General features: G+C 45.4%; 22 protein-coding genes. 7 read left to right on the top strand and 15 right to left on the bottom strand.

Annotation, left to right across the window (positions count from 1 at the left end; genetic code table 11):
- Window positions 1-227 precede the first annotated feature (227 nt).
- From I5M27_RS07115 to I5M27_RS07100, 4 genes are all read right to left on the bottom strand, one after another.
- Entirely contained in the window at window positions 228-1280 is a 1053-nt protein-coding gene (locus I5M27_RS07115; protein ID WP_200505508.1) for an efflux RND transporter periplasmic adaptor subunit, read from the bottom strand.
- A 48-nt stretch (window positions 1281-1328) separates the two neighbouring features.
- The gene (locus I5M27_RS07110; protein ID WP_317193565.1) at window positions 1329-2681 is read right to left on the bottom strand and encodes a TolC family protein; all 1353 of its coding nucleotides are present in this window, start codon (window positions 2679-2681) and stop codon (window positions 1329-1331) included.
- A gap of 92 nt (window positions 2682-2773) precedes the next feature.
- Complete coding sequence (locus I5M27_RS07105) at window positions 2774-3241, bottom strand: GbsR/MarR family transcriptional regulator (RefSeq protein WP_200505507.1); 468 nt, start codon at window positions 3239-3241, stop codon at window positions 2774-2776.
- Between the two features lie 186 nt (window positions 3242-3427).
- Window positions 3428-3676, bottom strand: a complete 249-nt coding sequence (locus I5M27_RS07100) for a phosphopantetheine-binding protein (protein ID WP_200505506.1) — start codon at window positions 3674-3676, stop codon at window positions 3428-3430.
- A gap of 383 nt (window positions 3677-4059) precedes the next feature.
- On the opposite strand from I5M27_RS07100, the gene I5M27_RS07095 reads away from it, so the two are divergent.
- From I5M27_RS07095 to I5M27_RS07085, 3 genes are read left to right on the top strand one after another with little or no spacing between them, the layout of a single operon-like run.
- Entirely contained in the window at window positions 4060-4863 is an 804-nt protein-coding gene (locus I5M27_RS07095) for an MlaE family ABC transporter permease (protein ID WP_200505505.1), read from the top strand.
- Between the two features lie 11 nt (window positions 4864-4874).
- Window positions 4875-5648 carry an ABC transporter ATP-binding protein gene (locus I5M27_RS07090; protein ID WP_200505504.1) on the top strand — a complete coding sequence of 258 codons (774 nt, stop codon included), beginning with the start codon at window positions 4875-4877 and terminating at the stop codon, window positions 5646-5648.
- Window positions 5649-6647, top strand: coding sequence for an MlaD family protein (locus I5M27_RS07085; protein ID WP_200505503.1), 999 nt, complete (start codon window positions 5649-5651; stop codon window positions 6645-6647).
- A gap of 338 nt (window positions 6648-6985) precedes the next feature.
- On the opposite strand, the gene I5M27_RS07080 is transcribed toward I5M27_RS07085, so the two are convergent.
- From I5M27_RS07080 to I5M27_RS07070, 3 genes are all read right to left on the bottom strand, one after another.
- Window positions 6986-7378 (bottom strand): hypothetical protein, encoded by a 393-nt coding sequence (locus I5M27_RS07080; protein WP_200505502.1) that lies wholly within the window; start codon window positions 7376-7378, stop codon window positions 6986-6988.
- Window positions 7379-7725: 347 nt separating this feature from the next.
- A complete protein-coding gene (locus I5M27_RS07075; RefSeq protein ID WP_200505501.1) occupies window positions 7726-8877 on the bottom strand; it encodes a DEAD/DEAH box helicase in 1152 nt (383 codons plus the stop codon).
- Between the two features lie 193 nt (window positions 8878-9070).
- Window positions 9071-9748 carry a YceI family protein gene (locus I5M27_RS07070; RefSeq protein ID WP_200505500.1) on the bottom strand — a complete coding sequence of 226 codons (678 nt, stop codon included), beginning with the start codon at window positions 9746-9748 and terminating at the stop codon, window positions 9071-9073.
- 360 nt (window positions 9749-10108) lie between these two features.
- On the opposite strand from I5M27_RS07070, the gene I5M27_RS07065 reads away from it, so the two are divergent.
- The 3 genes from I5M27_RS07065 to I5M27_RS07055 all read left to right on the top strand — a co-directional run bounded on the left by I5M27_RS07065 (window position 10109) and on the right by I5M27_RS07055 (window position 11098).
- A complete protein-coding gene (locus I5M27_RS07065) occupies window positions 10109-10327 on the top strand; it encodes a hypothetical protein (RefSeq protein ID WP_200505499.1) in 219 nt (72 codons plus the stop codon).
- A 172-nt stretch (window positions 10328-10499) separates the two neighbouring features.
- The gene (locus I5M27_RS07060; RefSeq protein WP_200505498.1) at window positions 10500-10727 is read left to right on the top strand and encodes a DUF3820 family protein; all 228 of its coding nucleotides are present in this window, start codon (window positions 10500-10502) and stop codon (window positions 10725-10727) included.
- A gap of 47 nt (window positions 10728-10774) precedes the next feature.
- Window positions 10775-11098, top strand: a complete 324-nt coding sequence (locus tag I5M27_RS07055) for a hypothetical protein (protein ID WP_200505497.1) — start codon at window positions 10775-10777, stop codon at window positions 11096-11098.
- Between the two features lie 30 nt (window positions 11099-11128).
- Here the strand turns inward: I5M27_RS07055 and I5M27_RS07050 are convergent, their stop codons facing one another.
- Entirely contained in the window at window positions 11129-11530 is a 402-nt protein-coding gene (locus I5M27_RS07050; protein ID WP_200505496.1) for a hypothetical protein, read from the bottom strand.
- 127 nt (window positions 11531-11657) lie between these two features.
- Window positions 11658-12119 (bottom strand): DUF4268 domain-containing protein, encoded by a 462-nt coding sequence (locus I5M27_RS07045; RefSeq protein WP_200505495.1) that lies wholly within the window; start codon window positions 12117-12119, stop codon window positions 11658-11660.
- Between the two features lie 129 nt (window positions 12120-12248).
- On the opposite strand from I5M27_RS07045, the gene I5M27_RS07040 reads away from it, so the two are divergent.
- Window positions 12249-12473 carry a hypothetical protein gene (locus tag I5M27_RS07040; RefSeq protein ID WP_200505494.1) on the top strand — a complete coding sequence of 75 codons (225 nt, stop codon included), beginning with the start codon at window positions 12249-12251 and terminating at the stop codon, window positions 12471-12473.
- A gap of 72 nt (window positions 12474-12545) precedes the next feature.
- Here I5M27_RS07040 and I5M27_RS07035 read toward each other — a convergent pair whose 3' ends face one another.
- The 6 genes from I5M27_RS07035 to ccoG form a co-directional block, all read right to left on the bottom strand.
- Window positions 12546-13088: a membrane protein insertase YidC gene (locus tag I5M27_RS07035; RefSeq protein ID WP_200505493.1), complete on the bottom strand. Its 543-nt coding sequence runs from the start codon at window positions 13086-13088 to the stop codon at window positions 12546-12548.
- Between the two features lie 319 nt (window positions 13089-13407).
- Window positions 13408-15816 carry a TonB-dependent receptor gene (locus I5M27_RS07030; RefSeq protein WP_200505492.1) on the bottom strand — a complete coding sequence of 803 codons (2409 nt, stop codon included), beginning with the start codon at window positions 15814-15816 and terminating at the stop codon, window positions 13408-13410.
- A gap of 300 nt (window positions 15817-16116) precedes the next feature.
- A complete protein-coding gene (locus I5M27_RS07025; protein ID WP_200505491.1) occupies window positions 16117-16992 on the bottom strand; it encodes a universal stress protein in 876 nt (291 codons plus the stop codon).
- 61 nt (window positions 16993-17053) lie between these two features.
- The gene (locus I5M27_RS07020; protein ID WP_200505490.1) at window positions 17054-17776 is read right to left on the bottom strand and encodes a sulfite exporter TauE/SafE family protein; all 723 of its coding nucleotides are present in this window, start codon (window positions 17774-17776) and stop codon (window positions 17054-17056) included.
- Between the two features lie 76 nt (window positions 17777-17852).
- Window positions 17853-18329, bottom strand: a complete 477-nt coding sequence (locus I5M27_RS07015; RefSeq protein ID WP_200505489.1) for a FixH family protein — start codon at window positions 18327-18329, stop codon at window positions 17853-17855.
- A gap of 323 nt (window positions 18330-18652) precedes the next feature.
- The gene (ccoG, locus tag I5M27_RS07010; protein ID WP_200505488.1) at window positions 18653-20047 is read right to left on the bottom strand and encodes a cytochrome c oxidase accessory protein CcoG; all 1395 of its coding nucleotides are present in this window, start codon (window positions 20045-20047) and stop codon (window positions 18653-18655) included.
- Window positions 20048-20081 lie beyond the last annotated feature (34 nt).

The following is a 20081-nucleotide window of genomic DNA, read 5'->3' as shown; positions in this document are numbered from 1 at the left end:
TTTAAGTCTTATTTTTGACCTTTATTATTTATCCTGTCTAAAAGAGTTAGAAGAAGAAAGTGAGAGTTACCAGATCTTTCCGGACCCAATAAGGTGCAATCTTCCCCTACTCTTTTGAAGGATTATTCTTTAGCTCCTTTTTTTTCTGTAGCGTAAAAACGCTATGGTTTCAGGCCTGAAAAGTCGGGACCAAATTTTAATGCAGTTACTTTCGGGAAATTCCGGAATTAGATAGCCTGCACTTTGGCGCCGTCTACTAAGTTGATCTGACCGCTGCGCACGATCTTTTCGCCGGATTTCACACCTTCCACAATTTCTACCTGATCCTGGGTTACGGTTCCGGCTTTCACTTTGCGCAGCTTGGCAATACCGTTTTCAACCACGTAAACCGATGGGTCCTGAATACCGCCTACAATGGCTTCGCGCGGTATTAAAAGCGCGTCGCGTTGCTCGGCGATCTGGAAATTAGCCGTGCCGTACATACCCGCGCGCAGGCTGTTTTTCTCCGGGTTTTTCACTTCAATTTCCACATCGTATTTCAGGGCGTTGGTAGCTTGCGCGGCAATGGCGGTTACGGTTCCTTCGTAGTTTTTCGAGGCGTCTACGTCAGCTTTCACGTTCACTTTCTGGCCTTCGTTAATGAGTAAAACCTGGCTTTCGTCTACCTGAATTTTCAGCTTTAAGCGGTCTACATTTACAATATCGTACAGCTTTGTGCCCATGCTCAGGTAAGATCCAACTTCAATGTAGATCTCATTTATTTCGCCGGAAATTGGCGCGGTGATGCGGGTTTTGTTCACGCGCTGACGGGCTGCTACCAGTTGGGCTTCCGTTACTTTTACGTTCAGGCGGGCATCTTCCAGCTGGCGTTTGGTGATGGCTTCGCCGGAAGCCAGGTTCTCGAAACGGCCCAGATCGCGCTTGGCTTTTTCGAAATTAGCCTGCGAAGTAGCTAGGTCAGCGCTCATGGTGTTGGCTTCTACCTGCACCAGCAATTCTCCGGCGCGTACTTTGTCGCCTTTGCGTTTCAGCACTTTCAGCACCTGTCCCGAGGTTTCGGATAATAAGGTAAGTGAGTTCTGCGGCGCAAAATTTCCCTGCGCGGTAAAAGATTTATCGATCTTGCTTACTTTGGGCTCGGTTAAAGCTACTGAAATGGCATTGCTTTTAATTTCAGCCACGGCAGCTTTGGCGGCCAGTTCTTTTTTGTTGGTTGTGAGTTTATAATAAATGCCACCGGCTAGTACAAGGGCAAGGAAAATATAGATCAGCTTTTTCATTTTGAGGTTTGTGCGTTACTTTTTATGCGGTTTTTGATAGCGTTTTGCTTATTGAACAAGAGATTTGAGTTCGCCTTTAGCCTGCAGGTAGGTTAACTGGGCCAGCTGGTATTTCAGGCGTTCGTTATTCAGGTTGGTCTGGGCTTCGCGCAGGCTTACTTCGGTATCTAAAAGATCGGTAAGCGGAGTCAGTCCTTCTTTATAAAGTTCGTTGGTGTTGCGGTACACTTCCTGCGCCAGGGTTACGTTGCGTTCCTGGGCCTGCACAGCACTCAAGCTGCTTTGCATCTGCGTAGCGGCATTTTGTAAAGACATATTGGTAGCATTGGTAACCTGGGCAATATCCTGCTCTACTTTCTCGATCTCGATCTTAGCCTGTTTTACCTGATTGCGGCGCTGGAAGCCATCAAAAATAGGCACGTTCAACTGCAGACCAATGGCAACGTTGTTGAACCAGGGCTGGTTGGTATTGAAGAAAGTAAATTCGTTGCGCTGGGCTGAAGTCCCTACATTACCAAAACCGGAAAGCGACGGGTAATACCGGGCTTTGATGTTTTTCTCGTTCAGGTTCAGTAATTGTTTTTGTTTGTTCAGCAACTGGAAATCAATGCGATTGTACAATACAGAGCTGGCATCTTCTTTTGCCAGAACCGGCACGTTTAGAGTTGGTGTGGTATCAGCAATGGTAATTGGCTGGTCTACCGGCATGCCCATAAAGAATTTCAGGGCGTTCAGCTGTCGTACATAATTAGCTTCCAGTGTTTGGCGGGTGTTTTCCAAATTAACTTTATTTACCGTTACCCGGTTTAACTGTACTTTGGTAGCTACATCATTCTTATACTGCAGATCGAGTATTTTTTCTAATTGTTCTAAACGCTTGAAGTTGGCATCAATCGTGTTAAACTGTTCTCTGGTTTGCAACAATTGCAGGTATGCAGAACTTACATTGTAAATTACCTCCTCTTCGCTCATCTGCGTGCGCAAGCGATAAAGGTCTTTGGTGGTTTTGGCAGCTTCCAGGCCTACAAAAAAAGATTTATTAAAAATGAGTTGCTGCAGCGATATACCGGCCGAAGCTACGTATTTGGTACCGAATTGTACGGGGATCATGGTACCGGGAGCGCCGGCAAGTTCACCGGGCAAGAGCTGGGTAGCCAGTGCCGGGTTCATGGTGAGCGTTCCGGTTGCATTCAGCTGGGGCAGGCCCGAGCCGGTTACTTCTTTTATTCTGTAGGCAGCACTTTTTTCATCCAGGTAAGCTTTTTTAACGGCTTCGTTATTTTGCAGCGCATATTTTACTGATTCCTGCAAGGTAAGCGGAACCGGAGCACTCTGGCTTTGAGAAAACGCCGGACCGGCAAGGGAAAGCAGGAGGCCGAACGCTATAAATTTCTTTTTCACAAGTGTTATATTTATTGTTTAATCTAACTAATTGGTTTATAATATATTGTTGGTTCTGAATTAAAAGAACCAACAACAGCTAAAAAAAGAACCTATTGGCCCTTTCTCATCTTCTCCCAGTTTTCCAGCAGACCAGGCAACTGGTTATTCACATACTTCAGAAAATCGGCCAGTTCCGCCAGATTCTTATTGAATTCTACCGTTTCCGGGTTTCTTTCATTCAGCACCTCCTGCAGCACCTGGCTGAAACTGGTCATGTCTTCCATTTTCTTAGCAAAACCTTCGCGCCAGTTGGCCACTTTAATGCGGAAATAACGCTTCCGGTCGCCAGAAAAAGTAGTGTACTCAATGCGGTTGGTTTGCAGCAACAGGTTAAGGGCGTTGCTGGCCGCACTTTTACTGATGTGCAGGGCCTGCACAATTTCTTCGAAAGTGAGCTCCGGATTATCGGCAACGTAGAGCAAGCCCACGATCCGGGCGGCGGCCGGCTGCATCCCTTCCCGCTCCGTTACGATCCCGATCTTCTCGATCAGCCCTTTTTGTTTCTCTGTTAATAGCATTATTATTCCTTTCTGTGAGCTTAACGTTGCAAAGGTAGTGTTTAGTTTCTTTAGTTCATAATTTTGAGAACTAAATTTATTTCCTTGGAAATTGCTGCATTATCTTTTTAAATTTTCCCTGAAACAACAGCTTGTATCAATAAAAAACGCTATGCTTTTGCCCGCGAAAACTCAAGTAAGCGGTTATCAGCTGGCTTGCTTTAATTCCGGCGAACCCACGAACTGTACAAAATCATCGATCGTTTTTAGCGGAAGTTCATCCGGAATTACCAGGTGGTACTTCTTTTCTACTTCCAGGATCATTTCTACTACATCCAGCTCATCGAAGCCGAGCGCGCTGAAGGTGTTGTGATTAAGTTTCGATACCTTTACTTTCTTTTTAGCGCTTATCAGGTGGGCAATTTCCTTTCTGAGGGCTAATGCTTTGGTTAACATTCTATTAAAATTTTTATGTAAGAACTACAGATTTTTAAACCGGGCGCAAAATTAGCAAGGTTCTTTTGGTTCTGCAAATACAGAACTAAAAATATTTTTTATATCTTTGCACCTTTCGTTTCAAAGCATATTTCAAAGCACAATCACCCGGCTTCGAAACCCAGGTAACTTAAAGAATTGCCGGTAGTGTTCCAGCGAAATGTTATCTAACAAATGATTTTTGCATGTATCATTAAACCGTAATATTGCGTAAGGTTACAGGCCAGCATTACGTATCTTTGTTTACCGGACAGGTAAAACGGTAGGCAGATTGGCTAAAAAAGTACCCTCAGACTTTCCTGTTGCTACCTGTAAAATACAGGCCTGGATTTACAAACCCGTTCATGGATCAAACAAACGACCCGCCGCGCCGGAAATTCCTTATTTCCAGAAAAATCGACAAGGCTTTTCTGGATCTTCATAAAGTGTACATATTCAACGCCTCCATTTTCCGGGAGATGTTTTCGCGCCCTTTCGAATTCAGGGAAGTGCTGAACCAATTTTATGAAGTCGGGGTTCGGTCGCTGCCGCTTATTACCTTAACCGGTTTTATAATCGGGGTGGTATTCACAAACCAATCGCGGCCTTCGCTGGCAACTTTTGGTGCTACCTCCTGGCTGCCTTCGCTTATCTCCATTGCCATTGTAAGAGCGCTGGCGCCGTTGGTAACCTCCATTATTACGGCCGCCCGGGTGGGTTCTAATATCGGCGCCGAACTGGGCTCGATGCGGGTAACCGAACAAATCGATGCCATGGAAGTCTCGGCCATCAACCCGTTTAAGTACCTGGTGGTTACGCGGGTGCTGGCTACTACGCTTATGGTGCCCCTGCTCATGCTTTATACCGTGCTGGTTGGTTTGCTGGGCTCTTATATGAACGTAAGTGCGAACGAACAAACCAGTTTCATTACCTTTATGGTGAAGGTTTTCGACGCCATTTCCTTTCTCGATCTGTTTTCTTCCATTATAAAATCGGTTGTTTTTGGTTATACCATTGGCATGATCAGTTGCTATAAAGGCTATTATTCTTCCAAAGGTACCGAAGGCGTAGGCAAAGCGGCCAACTCGTCGGTGGTTACGGCCATTATCCTGGTTTTTCTGGAAGAGCTGATCTCGTTGCAGATCATCGGGGCATTGCGAAACATGTAAGCTGAAGAACGATGCGGAAAGAACGATTTGTAATAGATTATCAGGATAAAGTAATTTCCATCCGGGGCTTGTACAAGGCTTTCGACGATTTTGAAGTGCTCAAAGGCGTAGATCTGGACCTTTACCGGGGCGAAAACCTGGTGGTGTTAGGAAAATCAGGAACCGGAAAATCGGTGCTGATCAAGATCATTTCGGGTCTGCTCCGGCCCGATGCCGGCAGCGTGAACGTGCTGGGAAAAGATGTGGACAAAATTAACCGTAAAGAGCTCAATGCCCTGCGGTTAAAAGTAGGCTTTTCGTTTCAGAACAGCGCGCTTTACGACAGCATGACGGTGCAGGAAAACCTCGAATTTCCGCTCAAACGCCATGATCCCAGCCTTACCCAGAAACAGGTAAACAGCTTTATTAATATTGTGCTTGAAGCCGTAGGCCTGGGGCAAACTGCCGATCAGATGCCTTCGGAACTTTCGGGTGGGCAGCGCAAACGCATTGGCATTGCGCGCACCTTAATTCTGAAGCCGGACATTATGCTCTACGACGAACCTACCGCCGGCCTCGACCCCATTACCAGCCAGGAAATAAACAACCTGATCAATGCCGTGCAGCAGCGCTTCAACACCTCATCCATTATCATTACCCACGACCTTACCTGCGCCCGCGAAACCGGCGACCGCCTGGTAATGCTGCTCGACGGACAGTTTCAGCGGCAGGGAACTTTTGACGAAGTTTTCAGTACGGATGATGAACGCGTGCAGGCTTTTTATAACTACAATTTTATTGATTAAATGAAGACCGAAGAAAGTAAACGTTTTGTGCTCGTCAGCATTTTTATAACCCTGGCCCTTGCTATTCTGGTAGCGGCTATTTTTATGCTGGGCGGTCAACAAAAACGCTTTGTAGATAGTGTGCAGGCCATAGCCGTTTTCAAGGATGTTTCCGGGCTGAAAGTGGGAAATAATATCTGGTTTTCGGGCGTAAAGATCGGTACGGTGAAAGAGATACAACTTACCGGCAACAAACAGGTGCGCGTAACCATGAACATAGAAGAAGCCTCGCAGCAGTTTATCCGCAAAGATGCCAAAGTTCGCCTGGGCTCCGAAAGCCTCATCGGCAACAAGATCATTGAAGTGATAGGCGGCACCGCGCAGGCGCCGGCCATAGAAAACAATGATCAGCTGCAGGTTGAAAGCACCACCGATACCGACGCCATTATGGCTACGCTGCAGGAGAATAACCAAAACCTGCTCAGCATCACTTCCGATTTTAAAACCCTGAGCAGGCAAATGGTGGAAGGCAAAGGTCCGGCCGGCAAACTGCTAAGCGATTCTTTAATGGCCGAAAAATTTAACGCTATTGTAAACAACCTGCACAAAGTTTCGGAAACCAGCAACCAGGCTTCGCAGGCCATTGCCCAGTTCAGCCAGAAACTGAACCGCAAAGATGGGCTGGCTAACCAGTTACTGACCGATACCATCGTTTTTAACCGCATAAAAGCCTCGTCGCTGCAACTAAACCAAACGACTACTGCCGCTACTCAAATGGCGCAAAACCTGCAACAGGCCAGCGAAAAACTGGAACAGAAAGACAATGCGATGGGCGTGCTGATCAACGATCCGGAATTTGCCTCGCAGCTGAAAAACACCATGAGCAACCTCGATAAAAGCTCCGCTACCTTGGACGAAAACATGAAAGCCCTGCAATCTAATTTCCTGTTCAGAGGCTATTTTAAAAAGCAGGAAAAAGAAAAAACAAAACTGGAAAAAGAGGGCCAGAAACAAAAGTAAGGCACCGACTTTCAGGCCATAAAACGATAGCGTTTTTACCATAAAAAGCACTTTGCATTCCGTTTATATTTAAACGGAATTCTAATTCAAAATAAAAAAGCCAGCCCGAAATTTCAGGCTGGCTTTTTATTTTGCGGCTAAAAACGCTATGGTTTTTGCTTTCAAAAGTATGATAAGAAAATTCTGCTCATATAAATAATCCCCGTAGCGTAGGGTTTAAACCCTACGCTACGGGGATTTTCCAGAACAATGACAGGAACAATTTCGCAACTGCTACGGATATTTATTTATGTGTTAGCTTCTAATTCCTCGGCAGCTGATAATGCACTTCCATTTGCTCAGAACTTTTTAAAGTTAACCTGGCCCATCGCATCTTTTTCGTAACGGGCAATTACGTTTTTCTGATATTCCGCCGGAAAATTTTCTTCCCCGGGTAAAACCTCCTTCGGAAAAGACTTATCTTTTGAGAAGAAAAAAACTTTGGTATTTCCATACTTGGTGTGCGGCATGTAGTTTCCGTACGCTTCCATCTCCGCTTTTTCAGGAGCGGCCACCGTTACAGCATACACCCGAATGATCGGTCCGGTATTATTTTCATTCCGGTAACTTGCCACTTCCTCAAAACCGCCCTGCAGATCCTGCACGCCCGGCTGGCTGAAAGCATCCCAGGTAAACCAAACGAGCAAAGCCGCCGCCACTGTTAATAAAATGATCCTGGTTTGTCTGGTCATGATTGGAAGCAATTAAGGTTTAGGCGACAGTATTAAAAGTAAAGTTACAACGAATACGATCAGCCTTTATTTTGAAATGAAAACGCTATGGTTTCCAGGTAAAAAAGTATTTCAACCGCTTTTCGTTGTTAAAAAGAACACTCCGGTATAATCCCTACAGTATACTTTTATAAGCCTTTGAACCTATAGTACTCGCTCTCAGGGAGTTTAAAATACTATTTGTATCCTTCTGAAAAGAGAAATGTAGCGCGAATAATGATCGAAAGTTAGCTGCATTCGATTTCTTCGTAACTTGTATTCCCAAAAATTGAACGAACAACGAACAACGAACAACGAACAACGAACAACTAAACCCCGTGCAGGTTCACTTCGTCAGTTTCGCGCATTTCTACGGTTTTACCCATTTTCTTCTGAATGATTTTGAAGTGATGCTCGTCTTCCGGAGTAATTAGGGAAATAGCTTCGCCGGTAGCGCCGGCCCGGCCCGTACGGCCAATGCGGTGCACGTAATCTTTCGGCGAACGCGGCAGGTCGTAATTGATCACGAAAGGCAGAAACTGAATATCGATGCCGCGGGAAGCCAGATCGGTCGCTACGAGTACCCGCACCTGACCTGCTTTAAACCGGCGCAAGGCTTCCACCCGCGCCCCCTGGCTTTTTTCGCCGTGCATGGCCATGGCATCAATATCGTTCTTTTTCAGCTTCACTACTAGGTTATCGGCGTTACGCGTGCTCGACACAAAAACCAGCACCTGCTGCATATTTTCGTGTTTGATGAGGTAGCGCAGAAACGGCCCTTTCCGTTCCTGACTCACCCGGTAAGCCACTTGTTTTATCAGTTCCAGCGCATCGCCTTCTTCCAGCTTTTCTTCCGCCGAAATAACTACCGGATTACGCAGCATTCTGGCTTTTATGGCCTGCACATCGTCGGCAAGCGTGGCCGAAAAGAGCAGGTTCTGCCGTTTGGCTGGTAATAAGGCAAAGATGCGTTCCATCTCTTCGGCAAAACCCAGGCTCAGCATTTTATCGGCTTCATCCAGTACCAGCGTATCGAGCTCTGAAAGCTGCAAAGCGTTGCTTTCCAGCAGATCGAGCAAGCGACCAGGCGTGGCCACCAGAATTTCGGTTCCGCTCAGGGCCATCATCTGCGGGTTTATGCTAACGCCGCCAAACACGGCCAGCGTTTTTACCCGGCGCGTTAAATACGTACTGAAACCCCGGAAAACGTTGGCCACTTGCAAGGCCAGCTCCCGCGTAGGCACCAAAACCAACACCCGGATGTAGCGGTTTTTCGCTTCCTGTTTAAACTGCAGCTGCTGCAAAACCGGCAAGGCAAAACCTGCCGTTTTTCCCGAACCGGTTTGGGCTATTCCCAACACGTCGTTGCCCGCTAAAATGGCCGGAATCGCTTGTGCCTGAATGGGGAAAGGCTGGTCGTAACCTTGTTCTTTAATAGCTTTCAGCAAAGGGGCAGCTAAACCAAGAGAGGAAAAATTCATGCGAAAAACGGTAGGGTTTGAAGGTAAAAAAGTGCTTACGCCTGGCAAAGATACGCTTAATAAAGCAAAGGCTTCTTCTCTATACAATTTGTAAAGAGAAGAAGCCTTTTTTACACGTGTTTCCCGGTTAGTTTTTCAGCTTAAAAGCATAGCCTTTTTTACCGGAAAATCAGCAAAAATACTCTGACAGAAATTACTGTCTTCTGCCTTTCAGATCGAGCTCAATGTTTACCGTTTCGGAAATAAATTTATCGCCCAAGGTTTTATCGTTGCCGTAATTCATCTGCCACTGGCGGCGATCGATATCGAAATTAGCTTTGGCTTTTATTCTGTCGCCGTCCAGCTCAACGCGGGCCGGGAAAGTGATATTCTTGGTTTCATTCTTTAAAGTCAGGTTGCCGCTCACGTTAAAATTAGCCCCTTCTACCAGCGACGTATCTTTATCGTTGGGTTTATACGGTTCTACTTTGGTGATCTCGAATTTAGCGGTCCGGAATTTATCGGCGTCAAAAAAGTCGCCGCTCATTAAATGCGGGTGCAGCTTTTTATCGAACATCTCCCCTTCTTCCTCCAGATCCATGGAATGAATATTGATCACAAATTCGCCGCCCGTTATATGATCGTTGGCCACTGCCACAGTGCCGGAAGAAAGCCGGAACTTGCCCGGATGGTTTTTACCCACACCGTGGCCGGTAAAACGCACGTGCGAATCTGTAGTATCTACCACAAAAGTTTGCCCGGTGGCTTCAGCCGCTGCTTTTTCTTCGGTAATAGTAGCGTTATCGCCTTTCGGAGCCCGGTCGCAGGCTACGAATGTAAGGGCCAGCGCACCGACAAAAAGGGTGGTTTTTAAGTTAAAATTTCGGATCATAGTTTTGAATGGTTAGTAAAAGTGTGTAAAAAATGATCAATATGTAAGGATTCGTAATTTTCTGTAAACCAGCATTTTTCTTCCCTGCAAAACAATATCAGCGGCCTGCTGCCGTTTAAAAACCTGTCAACTTTGCAAAAACGAAATATAGCCCGAATGGTTTATTTTTAATGCCGGCCCAAGCCTGAAAAAAAACCACGGTTGGGCATTTTTTTTCAGGGCAAAATCTGATGTTAAGGCGAATTTAAGTAAAATAGAATATTTATCAAGGAAAAAAAACAACTTAATACGCTTTAAATAAGTATGTTATCTTTCCGTTGGTTTTTCCAATATTTTAACCCTTTAACCCTTTTTTTATTTATGAATGCACAAAAAAATTTCTATGATTTTAACCTCAGTTGCCTGCATGAACGCCGGGAACGGAACGATCTTTTCCCGGAACTCACAAAATTCCACATTGCCCTGCGTGAAGAACTCACCGAAGAAGAATACCAGGCTTTTTACAACGCAGAAAAAGCTGACTTTTACCAATTGACCCTCCAGGATAAAACTTTTCAACCAGCATGCATCGAAGCGTAATTCTCCCAAACCCGAAATAAAAAAGGCTGATCTGAAAATGGTTGGCCTTTTTTTATGCCCGGAAAATCACCTTACTCCGTTTTGTAAAACCAATAAAAACCCGTCTGTCCAATAGGAAAAGCCATCCCTTATCAATATCTTCGGAATACGTACCCTTTAAAAACACACCGCTTTGCAACCCGAATCTGAAATTCTGCTCCAATTAGTAAAGAACCGGATGCCGTTTGGAAAATATAAGAACGTGCTGCTCTGCGACCTGCCGGTTTCCTACCTGGAATGGTTTGGGCGCAAAGGCTTTCCGGAAGGTAAACTGGGCATGCAGCTGGCTACCATCTATGAAATAAAACTGAACGGCCTGACTTATTTGCTGGAGCCCTTAAAAGCTGCCGGGCATAACTAAGCAGGGTAACTTTTTCGTAATACCTTTAAAGCCGCAGAAAGATCATGATGAAACCGGAATTTTGGGAATGGAATGCTGAGAGGTACCTTGAATTAAATGATTATTTCCGGATCAGGATCAAACTTCTGCTCGAATCGGACCCGTATCTGCAGGAACTGATCTCAGCACGCGAAGGCCTGCAACTTAGCCATATAACCGACCGCATGACGCAACAAGACCAGGAAATGTGGCTGGAATTTATGCGCCTGGACGAAGCAAAATTTTACCGCGATATTCAAAACCACCTCGAAGGCCGCGGCACGCCTTATAATTCCAGAACCGGTTTTGGGAAAAGTACGTCAGCGGAAAACGAGGATCAGACAACCTGGTAAAACGCTATGTTTTGTCCGGTCAAAACTCGTTTAGATGGCACCCAGCCATTCGAGTGCGCCTTTTTTATTGGTAAATAACCGTATCTGGAAACCCAGCTGCAGATAAGTTTTAAGGTATTGCAGGAACTGATAAAGATTATTGTCCCAGTGAAAATCGCAGGATTCGAGCAAGGCGATCTTATCAACTTCTATTTTCACGATCGAAGTTTGCAATAAATGCATTACGTCTTCCGTCAGCACGCCTCCTGCCGGTTTCCCGGAATCGATGCAGATCTTTTTCAGGTTTCGCTCAGAGGCAAATTGAATGAGGTGTTTAATAGAATCTAAAAATGCTTTAGATTCTGCGCTCAGGTTATCGTTCCAGCTTGCCAGTATCACATCGCCTCTTACCTCGTAGGTAAACATGGTAGCCGGATTTAAAAGAGTTTCCACAATATAGGAAAAATAATAAAAAACTAGAATGCAAAGTTCGTACAATGTTTAGTAACAAACAAATACAAACTGAAGATAATTACCTGAAAATTCGTAAATAGCCTAATTCTTGAAACTGATAATCAGGCTATCTCAACGCTTCGAAACTATACTGAGCATCGTTCCAGAAAGCGTCCAATGCAATAATACGGGGCTTAAAAAAGGAAATGAGCTGCGGCCAGTCTTCCTTGTTAAAAACGTTTACCGGCTTCAGCTCGGTATAGATCCGCGATACGGTTTTGCCCAGTTCGTCGGTGCCGTGTAATTCCCAATTCCAGGTTTCGCCCAGCGTATCGTGCAGCAGGGTTTTAAGGGCCAGGAACTGTTCAAAAAATAATTCCTGCAATTCCGGGTCCTGGTGGGTAATTTCAATGGCAATAGAAGCTTCTTTTTTATCGGCCTGCATCCGGAAATAAACGTGTTTCAGGCGGGTGTTGTAATTAATCCAGTTTACACGCCACCCCTCGGCCGAGAGCACAGGCGCCATATACTGCCCGAAAGTGGTCCAGAATTTCTGCCGGAGCTGGGATGCTTCTTCTCTTGTATACATTGGTTCAAAATTAGGCAATTCGGCCGTATGAAAAAAAACGGTATGGCTTATGGGCCAAAAACTGTTTTCAGCTTTCAACGTTTTTCCGGCAAAGGGGTATAAGAACGGCAACACTAACTCAGAAAAACAATGGCAAAAGTAAAACCAAAAACCCGAAAAAAATTAACCAAACAAATAGGGCGGATCATTAAAAAACACGGTTCCGAAATTGCGCTTGGGGTAGTAACCGGCATTGTTTCCGGGTTACTAACCGACACCGCTAAAAAAACAGTAAAGAAAGCGCCTAAAAAAACCAAAGCCACAAAAGGCAAAACCACAAAAGGCAAAACCAAACGGAGTACCAAAAAGAAATAAATTCAACTTTTAGTGCATAAAAAAACCGACCTTACGGGGCCGGTTTTTTTATGCACTTTACCTTTTCAAAACTTAGTCGTTGAGTTCAATTTTTCTTTTTTCACGACCAGCGTTCTCTCCGTTTTTAAATTTCATTTTACCTTTGTGCTCGCCTGTCTGACCTTTACGTTTGCCGTGGTTTTCTTTGCGCTTAGCCATTTTTGCTGCCCGGTCTTTTTCGTATTGCGCATATTGATCCGGCGTCAGCACGCTTTTTAATTCATTGTCCCAGTTGCTTCTCACGGTTTTCATTTCCGAACCCATGGCTTTACGGTCTTCGGCATATTTGGCTTTAAGGGCCTGCATCTGCGTGGCTTTGGCCAGGCTCATTTCCCGGATTTTAGAAGCCTGAGCATCGGTTAAGTTAAATTGCGTCTGCAAACGTTTGGCCTGCAAGTCAGCGCGTTCCTGCGGGGTGCGTTTCTGATGATCTTTTTTCCCTTGCTGTTTTAATTCGTAATTCAGTTTGGCATCACGGCCGCCTTCTGTTTTCACTTTTGTTTTCTGCGTGGTTTGTGCAGAAACTGTTGCCATAGATAATATTCCAAATACCAGGGCTAATGCTACCTTTTTCATATGCTTGTTTTTTTAATTCCGTTTGTTTGTAATGATTTTGTTTTCGAAAACTGAAGCTTTGATTAAATGGGTTTAAAAAGGTTTAACACTCCTTAAAATATTTTCCCAAAGCGTTCTGCTACCCGTAATTCAAACCTGATGCCAGAAATTAAAACGCTATGGTTTCAGGCGTAAAAAGTATTAATTCCTGTTTACGAAATCCGAAGTGAAAACGCAGCACATAAAGCGTTTTCGTTATTTACTTTCATGCTTGAAAACAAAAAAAACGCTATCCTTTTTGCGTTAAAAAGGATAGCGTTTTTAAACCGGAAATTAAATTTTAGAACATGCCATCTGGGCCGTTGTTCACCTCCGGCCGGCGGCGTTTATCTTGTTCATTTCCGAAACGATAAGCAAAACCGATAAAAGCAATGCGGGTCTGGCGTTTGGCAAAAAGGTCGTAGGTAAAATCTTCGCTGGTAATGCTGGTATTATAGCGGAGCGTATTAAATACATCGCTCACACGCAGCGTTATCGATCCTTTTTTATGCAGCACATCTTTTTTCAGGGCTATATCGGTGTTGTAAATGGCATCGCGGGTGCCTTGTGCCAAAGCCTGCGGACTGCGGTAATTCACCGAAAGCTGCACGGAAAGATCTTTGGGCAACGTAAAATTAGAATTAAAACGCGCCAGCCAGCTGAATTTATCGCTGTTGGCTTCCACGCCCAGCGGTTTGCCAGAAACTTTGTAATTGAACGCCGAAACGTTGCCGCTCAGTTTCCACCATTTTGCCAATGCCTGCGACCCGCTTATCTCCAGCCCGTAAGATTTGGCATCGTCCAGGTTTACGTACGTATTGTAAGCCACCAGCTCCCGGGCAGGATCGAGGTAGCGCACCTGCTGAATTAAATTATGCACGTTGCGGTAAAAAACGGTATTGGTAAACGAACCGCTTTTCCAGAATTGCACATAACTGGCTTCGTAAGAATCTACGTATTCGGGTTTGATTTTCGGGTTTCCGCTCCACACATTGTATTGGTCGGTGTAATTTTTAAACGGGTTCAGCGCTTCGTAATTCGGACGGTTTACGCGGCGGCTGTAATTCAGCTGCACCTTGCGGTTCTCATCAATTTCCTGGCTCAGGAAAACGCTCGGAAACAGATCCAGGTATTGCGTGGTATATTTGTCTTCGTCCGAAAAATTATTGATCCGGATATTGGTTTGCTCGGCGCGCAGCCCGAACTGGTAATTCAGTTTCTTCCAGGCATTCGCATAATTGGCGTACGCAGCATTTATATAATCGCCGAAACCAAATTTATTGGAAAGCGAATCGATCATGGTCAGGTTCGTATATCCCGCGCCGGCCTGTTCGGTCCGGAATTCGCTGGTTAGCACGCGCTGCGCATGTTTCAGGCCGGTTTCAAATTTGCCTTTCTCTCCCACCGGGTGCACATAATCCATTTGCGCCACCAGCGGCTTCACGTGAAAATCCTGGGGAAAATTCTGATAATATTCATCGCCGGAAGGCACCCGTGCTCCATTGGTAGGCCGGTGTTCAATAAACCGGTCGAAACGGCCATTTATGTTGGTATAAACCCCACTGGCTGTAAACTCCCGCCTTTTATCGGCAAAGGTTTTCCGGTAATTGAAAGTCAGGTCGGTGGCCGCAACGGCGTTTACTGTTTTACCAAAACGGGTAAAGTATAAGGGCTCCCGGGCCAGGGCAATATTGTGCACCGCTTCTTTCTCCGTCATATCATTTATAAAAGATTTGGCCGAAAGCGTAATGGTCTGACTAGTGGAAAGCTGAAAATCGAACCCGAGCTTTGGAATATGAGACCGGCCTACGCGGCTGCTGGTCTGGTTCTGCTCCAGGTAATTATTTTGCCGGTAGCTGAGCAGCTGATAATAACCGTCGCGGGAATGCTGGTTAAAATCGTAATTGCCGAAGAAATTGAATTTTTTAACGTTGTAATTCAAACCAAGGCTCGTATTGTAATTACCGGCCGTGCCCAGGTTCAGCATCACGTTTCCGTTCAGCCCTGGTTTCTTTTCCTTTTTCAGAATAATATTGATGATGCCGCCCATGCCTTCCGCATCGTATTTGGCCGAAGGATTGGTGATCACTTCAATTCTTTCAATGGCACTGGCCGGCGTCTGGCTCAGAATGGTTTGCGCGTTCTGACCGGAATTCTTGCCATCCACCAAAACCGTTACGTTCGAACTGCCCCGCACGCTTACATTGCCGTCGATATCTACGGCCACGGAAGGCGCATTTTTCAAAGCATCGGAAGCGGTGCCGCCGGTACTGGAAATATCTTTGGCTACGTTAATTACCTGCTTATCCAATCCATATTCTACCAGGTCTTTCTGGGCGACAATTTCCACTTCACTGAGTTTTTTAGCGTTGGAAACTACCTTTACGGCATTTAATTGCAGTTCGGGTTTGGCATTTGAAAGCACCAGGTTTGGAACCGTTTTAGGCGCATAACCAAGCAGCGTTACGTACAGATAATAATTTCCGAAGTTTAGATTTTCGAACGTGAAGGTCCCGTTTTCGGCAGCAGTCACCCCGCTGATTAAACTGGAATCTTTGGCAGCAAACAACCCGACCGAAGCAAAACCAACCGGAATGCCTGCATCTGCTTCTACCAGTTTGCCTGAAATGCGGCCTTTGCTTTGCGCCAGTACCAGGTTCGTAACCGAGATAAAAAATAAAAGCAAAAAAAGTTTAGTAATTTTTTTCATAGTTTTCAGATTAAGAGATGCAAATTTCCTAGCCAGCGTTGCCAGCATGCTGAGCTCAGAAGTAATTTAAGCGCTGCAAAGTTATTAACAGGTACTATGCAAAACAAGGTACCTGTTAAAATATTATTTCAGAAGCTGTTTTTTACCGGTGAACTGCCTGAATAAGGGGATGAATTACCAACGTGAATATAATTATTCAGAGTTTTCAGGCCGGAAACCCTAGCGTTTTAAAACAAAAAACCCTCCTGTTTGCTTAGGAGGGTTTTAAATTCAGAACATAAATTTCCGTATGTAAACTTATTAAAGGACCGCAGATAACGCCTGGTGCTTATGCTCATGACCGGAATGGCAAAACGAGCAGCTGGCAGAACAAGGCGCATTTCGTTCCTGGTACAGATTCAGCAGTGGTACTCTGGTATGGTAAGCCTGGGTTTTGCGGTAGGTTTTCTGGAAATACTGCTGCAGCAGATGCGTATCCTTGGTTGCTAATACAAACAGATCGGCGCGGTACTTTTCGGCAAAATCGTTCATGCCTTCCAGCAGGTCTTCTTCTTCAATTAAATGCAGGCTGGTTTTGCAGGTAAGCTGCGCGGTGAGTTCTTCGCCTTTGTGCAGAATCTGCGCCCGACGACCGCGTTCACTTTTCGGATAAAAATGCAGGAAAGAAACGTGGGCATTCAGCGCTTCGGCCAGCTTGCAGATTCCTTTGGCAACCTCCACATCCTGATCGGTAAAATCGGTAGCAAAAACTATTTCCTTTATTTTTTTATGGGTAACCCCTTCCGGTACCAGTATTGCCGGGCAAGGCACCAATTGCTGTAAGGGAAGCGGCGTTTCCGACTTCAGGTTATCCAGGAAACGGTCACCGGCCACCAGCAGATCCACCTGCATGGTTTCTACCATTTTAGCTACCGCGTTCACCGGTTCACCTGCCGTTACAAAGCATTCCACGGAGGGTAATTTACCGGCTTTTTCTTTTACCGCCTGGGCAAAACGGTCGGCATAGCTGCGCAACTTCTGAAGGTAGCCGAACTGCTCGGTCATGGTAAGCGCTTTTTCGGAGGAGCAATACAATAAAATGATCTCCGCTTTCAAGGCTTTAGCCAGTTGCAAACCATAACGGTAGGTATTCACGCTTTCGTCGGAAAGGTCAGTTAATAGTAGTAGCTTTTTCATAAGTATGGTGCGGTTAAAATGAAATTCGGAAAACGAAAAAGTAGTTTTTAAGACTAAAACCCTAGCGTTTTGCTACCGGTTTATGGCAGCAGGCCATTTCGGTTTTTTCGGCGGTTTTAATAACCTGCGGACTCAGGTACGGAATGCCCAAATTCAGGCCGCGCAGAATGAAAAGCACCGCCATAAACGTAGCCGCATACGGCACCGCTTTCTTGAATAACTTGCGCAGATTAGGCTTCACCAGTTTTCCGGAAAGGCTTAAAAGGAACATGAGCGGAAACGTGCCCAACCCAAACAAAGCCATATACAACATACTGCCGCCTACTGAAGGGACACTAACTGCGCCGGCCAACGCAATGTACACGAAACCGCAAGGCAGAATGCCGTTGAGCATACCAATAATGCCCATGGAAGCGGTGCTGTTTTTATGAAATTGCTTCGCCATTAAGCTTTGTACTTTTAGCAACGCTTTATCGAACCCGATAAAGGTGGTAAACCTGCTTCCGCCGAAATATGGCAGTACTACAAGGGCTAAAATAAGCAAACCGGAAACAATAGAAATGGTTTGCTGAAAACCGGCCAGTTGCAAGGATTTACCAAATAAACCAGCAAGGCCACCCAGTAAGGCATACGTTAAGATTCTGCCACCATTGTACAGGAGGCGGCCGGCCACAAACTGCCAGCCCGCTCCCCTGCCAACTGGCAACGCCATCGCAATCGGGCCGCACATCCCTACGCAATGGAAGCTTCCTAAAATGCCGAATAAAAATCCTGCCCAGATCATTTTTTTAATTTGAAAATTTGGAGATTTGAAAATTTGAAAATGTTTTTCCCGTATTTAAATTCTCAAATGCGTGCGATTATTTCAGCGTGATGATCTGTTCGGTGAAGTAGTTTTTGCCGTTCACTTCGCTGCTTACCCGAACTTTCCAGCGTCCGCTTTCCAGTTTATCTACCGGGATGAATTGCTGCCGCGCCTCGTTTAAATTCAGGGCGGTTTCAAAGTCAAGCTTCATGTTGGAAGGCCGGAAGAAATTGATCTTGCCGCTTACTTTCTGCCCTTCGTAAAACTCCGGAAAAGCTACTACTAACTGGCCGGCGGCTTCTGCCAGCGTAACCTGAATATCAGCGTTATTGGCTTTGGTTTGTGAAACAGTATTAATGTGTTGCTGGTAGGCAATTTCCTGTTTGTAATAATCTTTACTCACCAGGTCCACATCGGAGCTCATGGCCATTCTTACAAAGTTGCCGATGTAAGCAATGAAAAGGATGTAACCCAGAATGATGAACCTGGGCCACCAGGCAATTTTTTTAGGTGAAGTTTGTGCGGTATTCATTTCTGTGCGGCGGTTTTATTGTTTAATTGCTGATTGTTAATTGTTAATTGAAATCTGCAATAGTAACTGATACAAAATTCCGGTTTCTACTCTTCGTTTGAAATGCGTTTAGTCAGCCGTAAAAAAGTATTTGGTCATGTTTTTCAATCCGTCATCCCGAACGCGAGTGAAAGATCTTAGCAGGTTAGCACTACCATTTATACCGGCTTCTTACCAACTGGAAGATATCTCTCCTTTCGTCGAGATGACCGGATAAAACGCTATGACTTTTAAGCCAAAAACTCTATAATAATTAACAATCAACAATTTAACCATTCAGCAATTTAATTAGCCGGCCCCAGGAACTTTGTAGTTTTAGTAGTAATAAGCTGTTCGCCGGAGAATACGCCGATCTTGATCTCGGTATTTATTTTGTGCAACTCGCTTTTCGGAATTTCAGCAAAGAAAACGCCTTCAGTGATGCCTTGTTCGGGCAATATTAAACCGCTTCTTACCATCTTAATTTCGCCTTGTGGTTCCAGTAATTTCAGGGTAACCGGATACGCTTCGTTCGTTTTGTTGATGAGCGAAATGTTGTATAAGTTGCTGATGTTGCCGTTGGCTTTTTTCTGGTACATCATGCCCGGCGTGCGCAGAATGGTCGCATCGATGTTTTTGCGGGTAACGAGCAGGGTTACAAAAACGCCCATCAGAACTACAAGTATGGCGGTGTACGCGCGCATACGGGTAGTAAACTGGAATTTCTTTTTCTCTGCAATCTCTTCTTCCGAAGCATACCGGATCAGGCCGTGCGGTTTGTTGATCAGGTCCATGATACTGTCGCAAGCATCGATACAGGCAGTGCAGTTAATACACTCCAGCTGGGTGCCGTTGCGGATGTCGATTCCGGTGGGGCAAACCTGCACGCATTGGTTACAATCGATGCAATCGCCTTCAGTGCGCACCTGGTTTTTGTGCAGTTTGCCGCGCGGTTCACCGCGTTCGTAGTCGTAGGCCACCACAATGCTTTTCTTATCGAGCATTACGCCCTGCAAACGGCCGTACGGGCAAACAATGGTACAAACCTGCTCCCGGAAACTGGCGAAAACCCAATAGAAAATTCCGGTAAAAATTGCCATCGAAGCCAGTCCGCCTAAGTGGTTAGCCGGGTTATCGGTAACGATCTCTTGGAGTTTTTCTACGCCAATGATATAAGCTAAAAGCGTGTTCGCTATGATGAAGGAAATAGCTACAAAAATGGCGTGCTTGGCGGTTTTCTTCCAGATCTTTTCGAAATTCCAGTCCTGCCGGTCGAGCGCTTTCTGTTTGTTGTTGTCGCCTTCTATCCAGTATTCAATTCTCCGGAAAACCATTTCGAGGAAGATGGTTTGCGGACAGATCCAGCCGCAGAAAACGCGTCCGTAAACGATGGTAAACAGGATGATAAAAACCACGAAAGCCAGGAAACCCAGCACCAGAATAAAGAAATCCTGCGGCCAGAAGATCATTCCGAAAATGATGAACTTACGCTCTACCAGATTCAGCATAAGCACCGGCAAACCGTTAATTTTCAGGAACGGCCCAATAAAAAGCAAAGCCAGAAAGCCATAGCTCACCAGCTTGCGGTAGTTGTACAGTTTGCCTTTCGGTTTTTTCGGGTAAACCCATACCCTTTTTCCGTCTTTGTCTACCGTCGAGATCGTGTCGCGGTAAGTTTCGGTATCAACTATATTGCTCATATTCACTTTCCGGTTGTGCGCACCGGCAGCGAGA

The organism is Adhaeribacter terrigena (assembly GCF_016623615.1).
Lineage (GTDB): Bacteria > Bacteroidota > Bacteroidia > Cytophagales > Hymenobacteraceae > Adhaeribacter_A > Adhaeribacter_A terrigena.
This window is presented reverse-complemented; position numbering and strand designations above follow the sequence as displayed.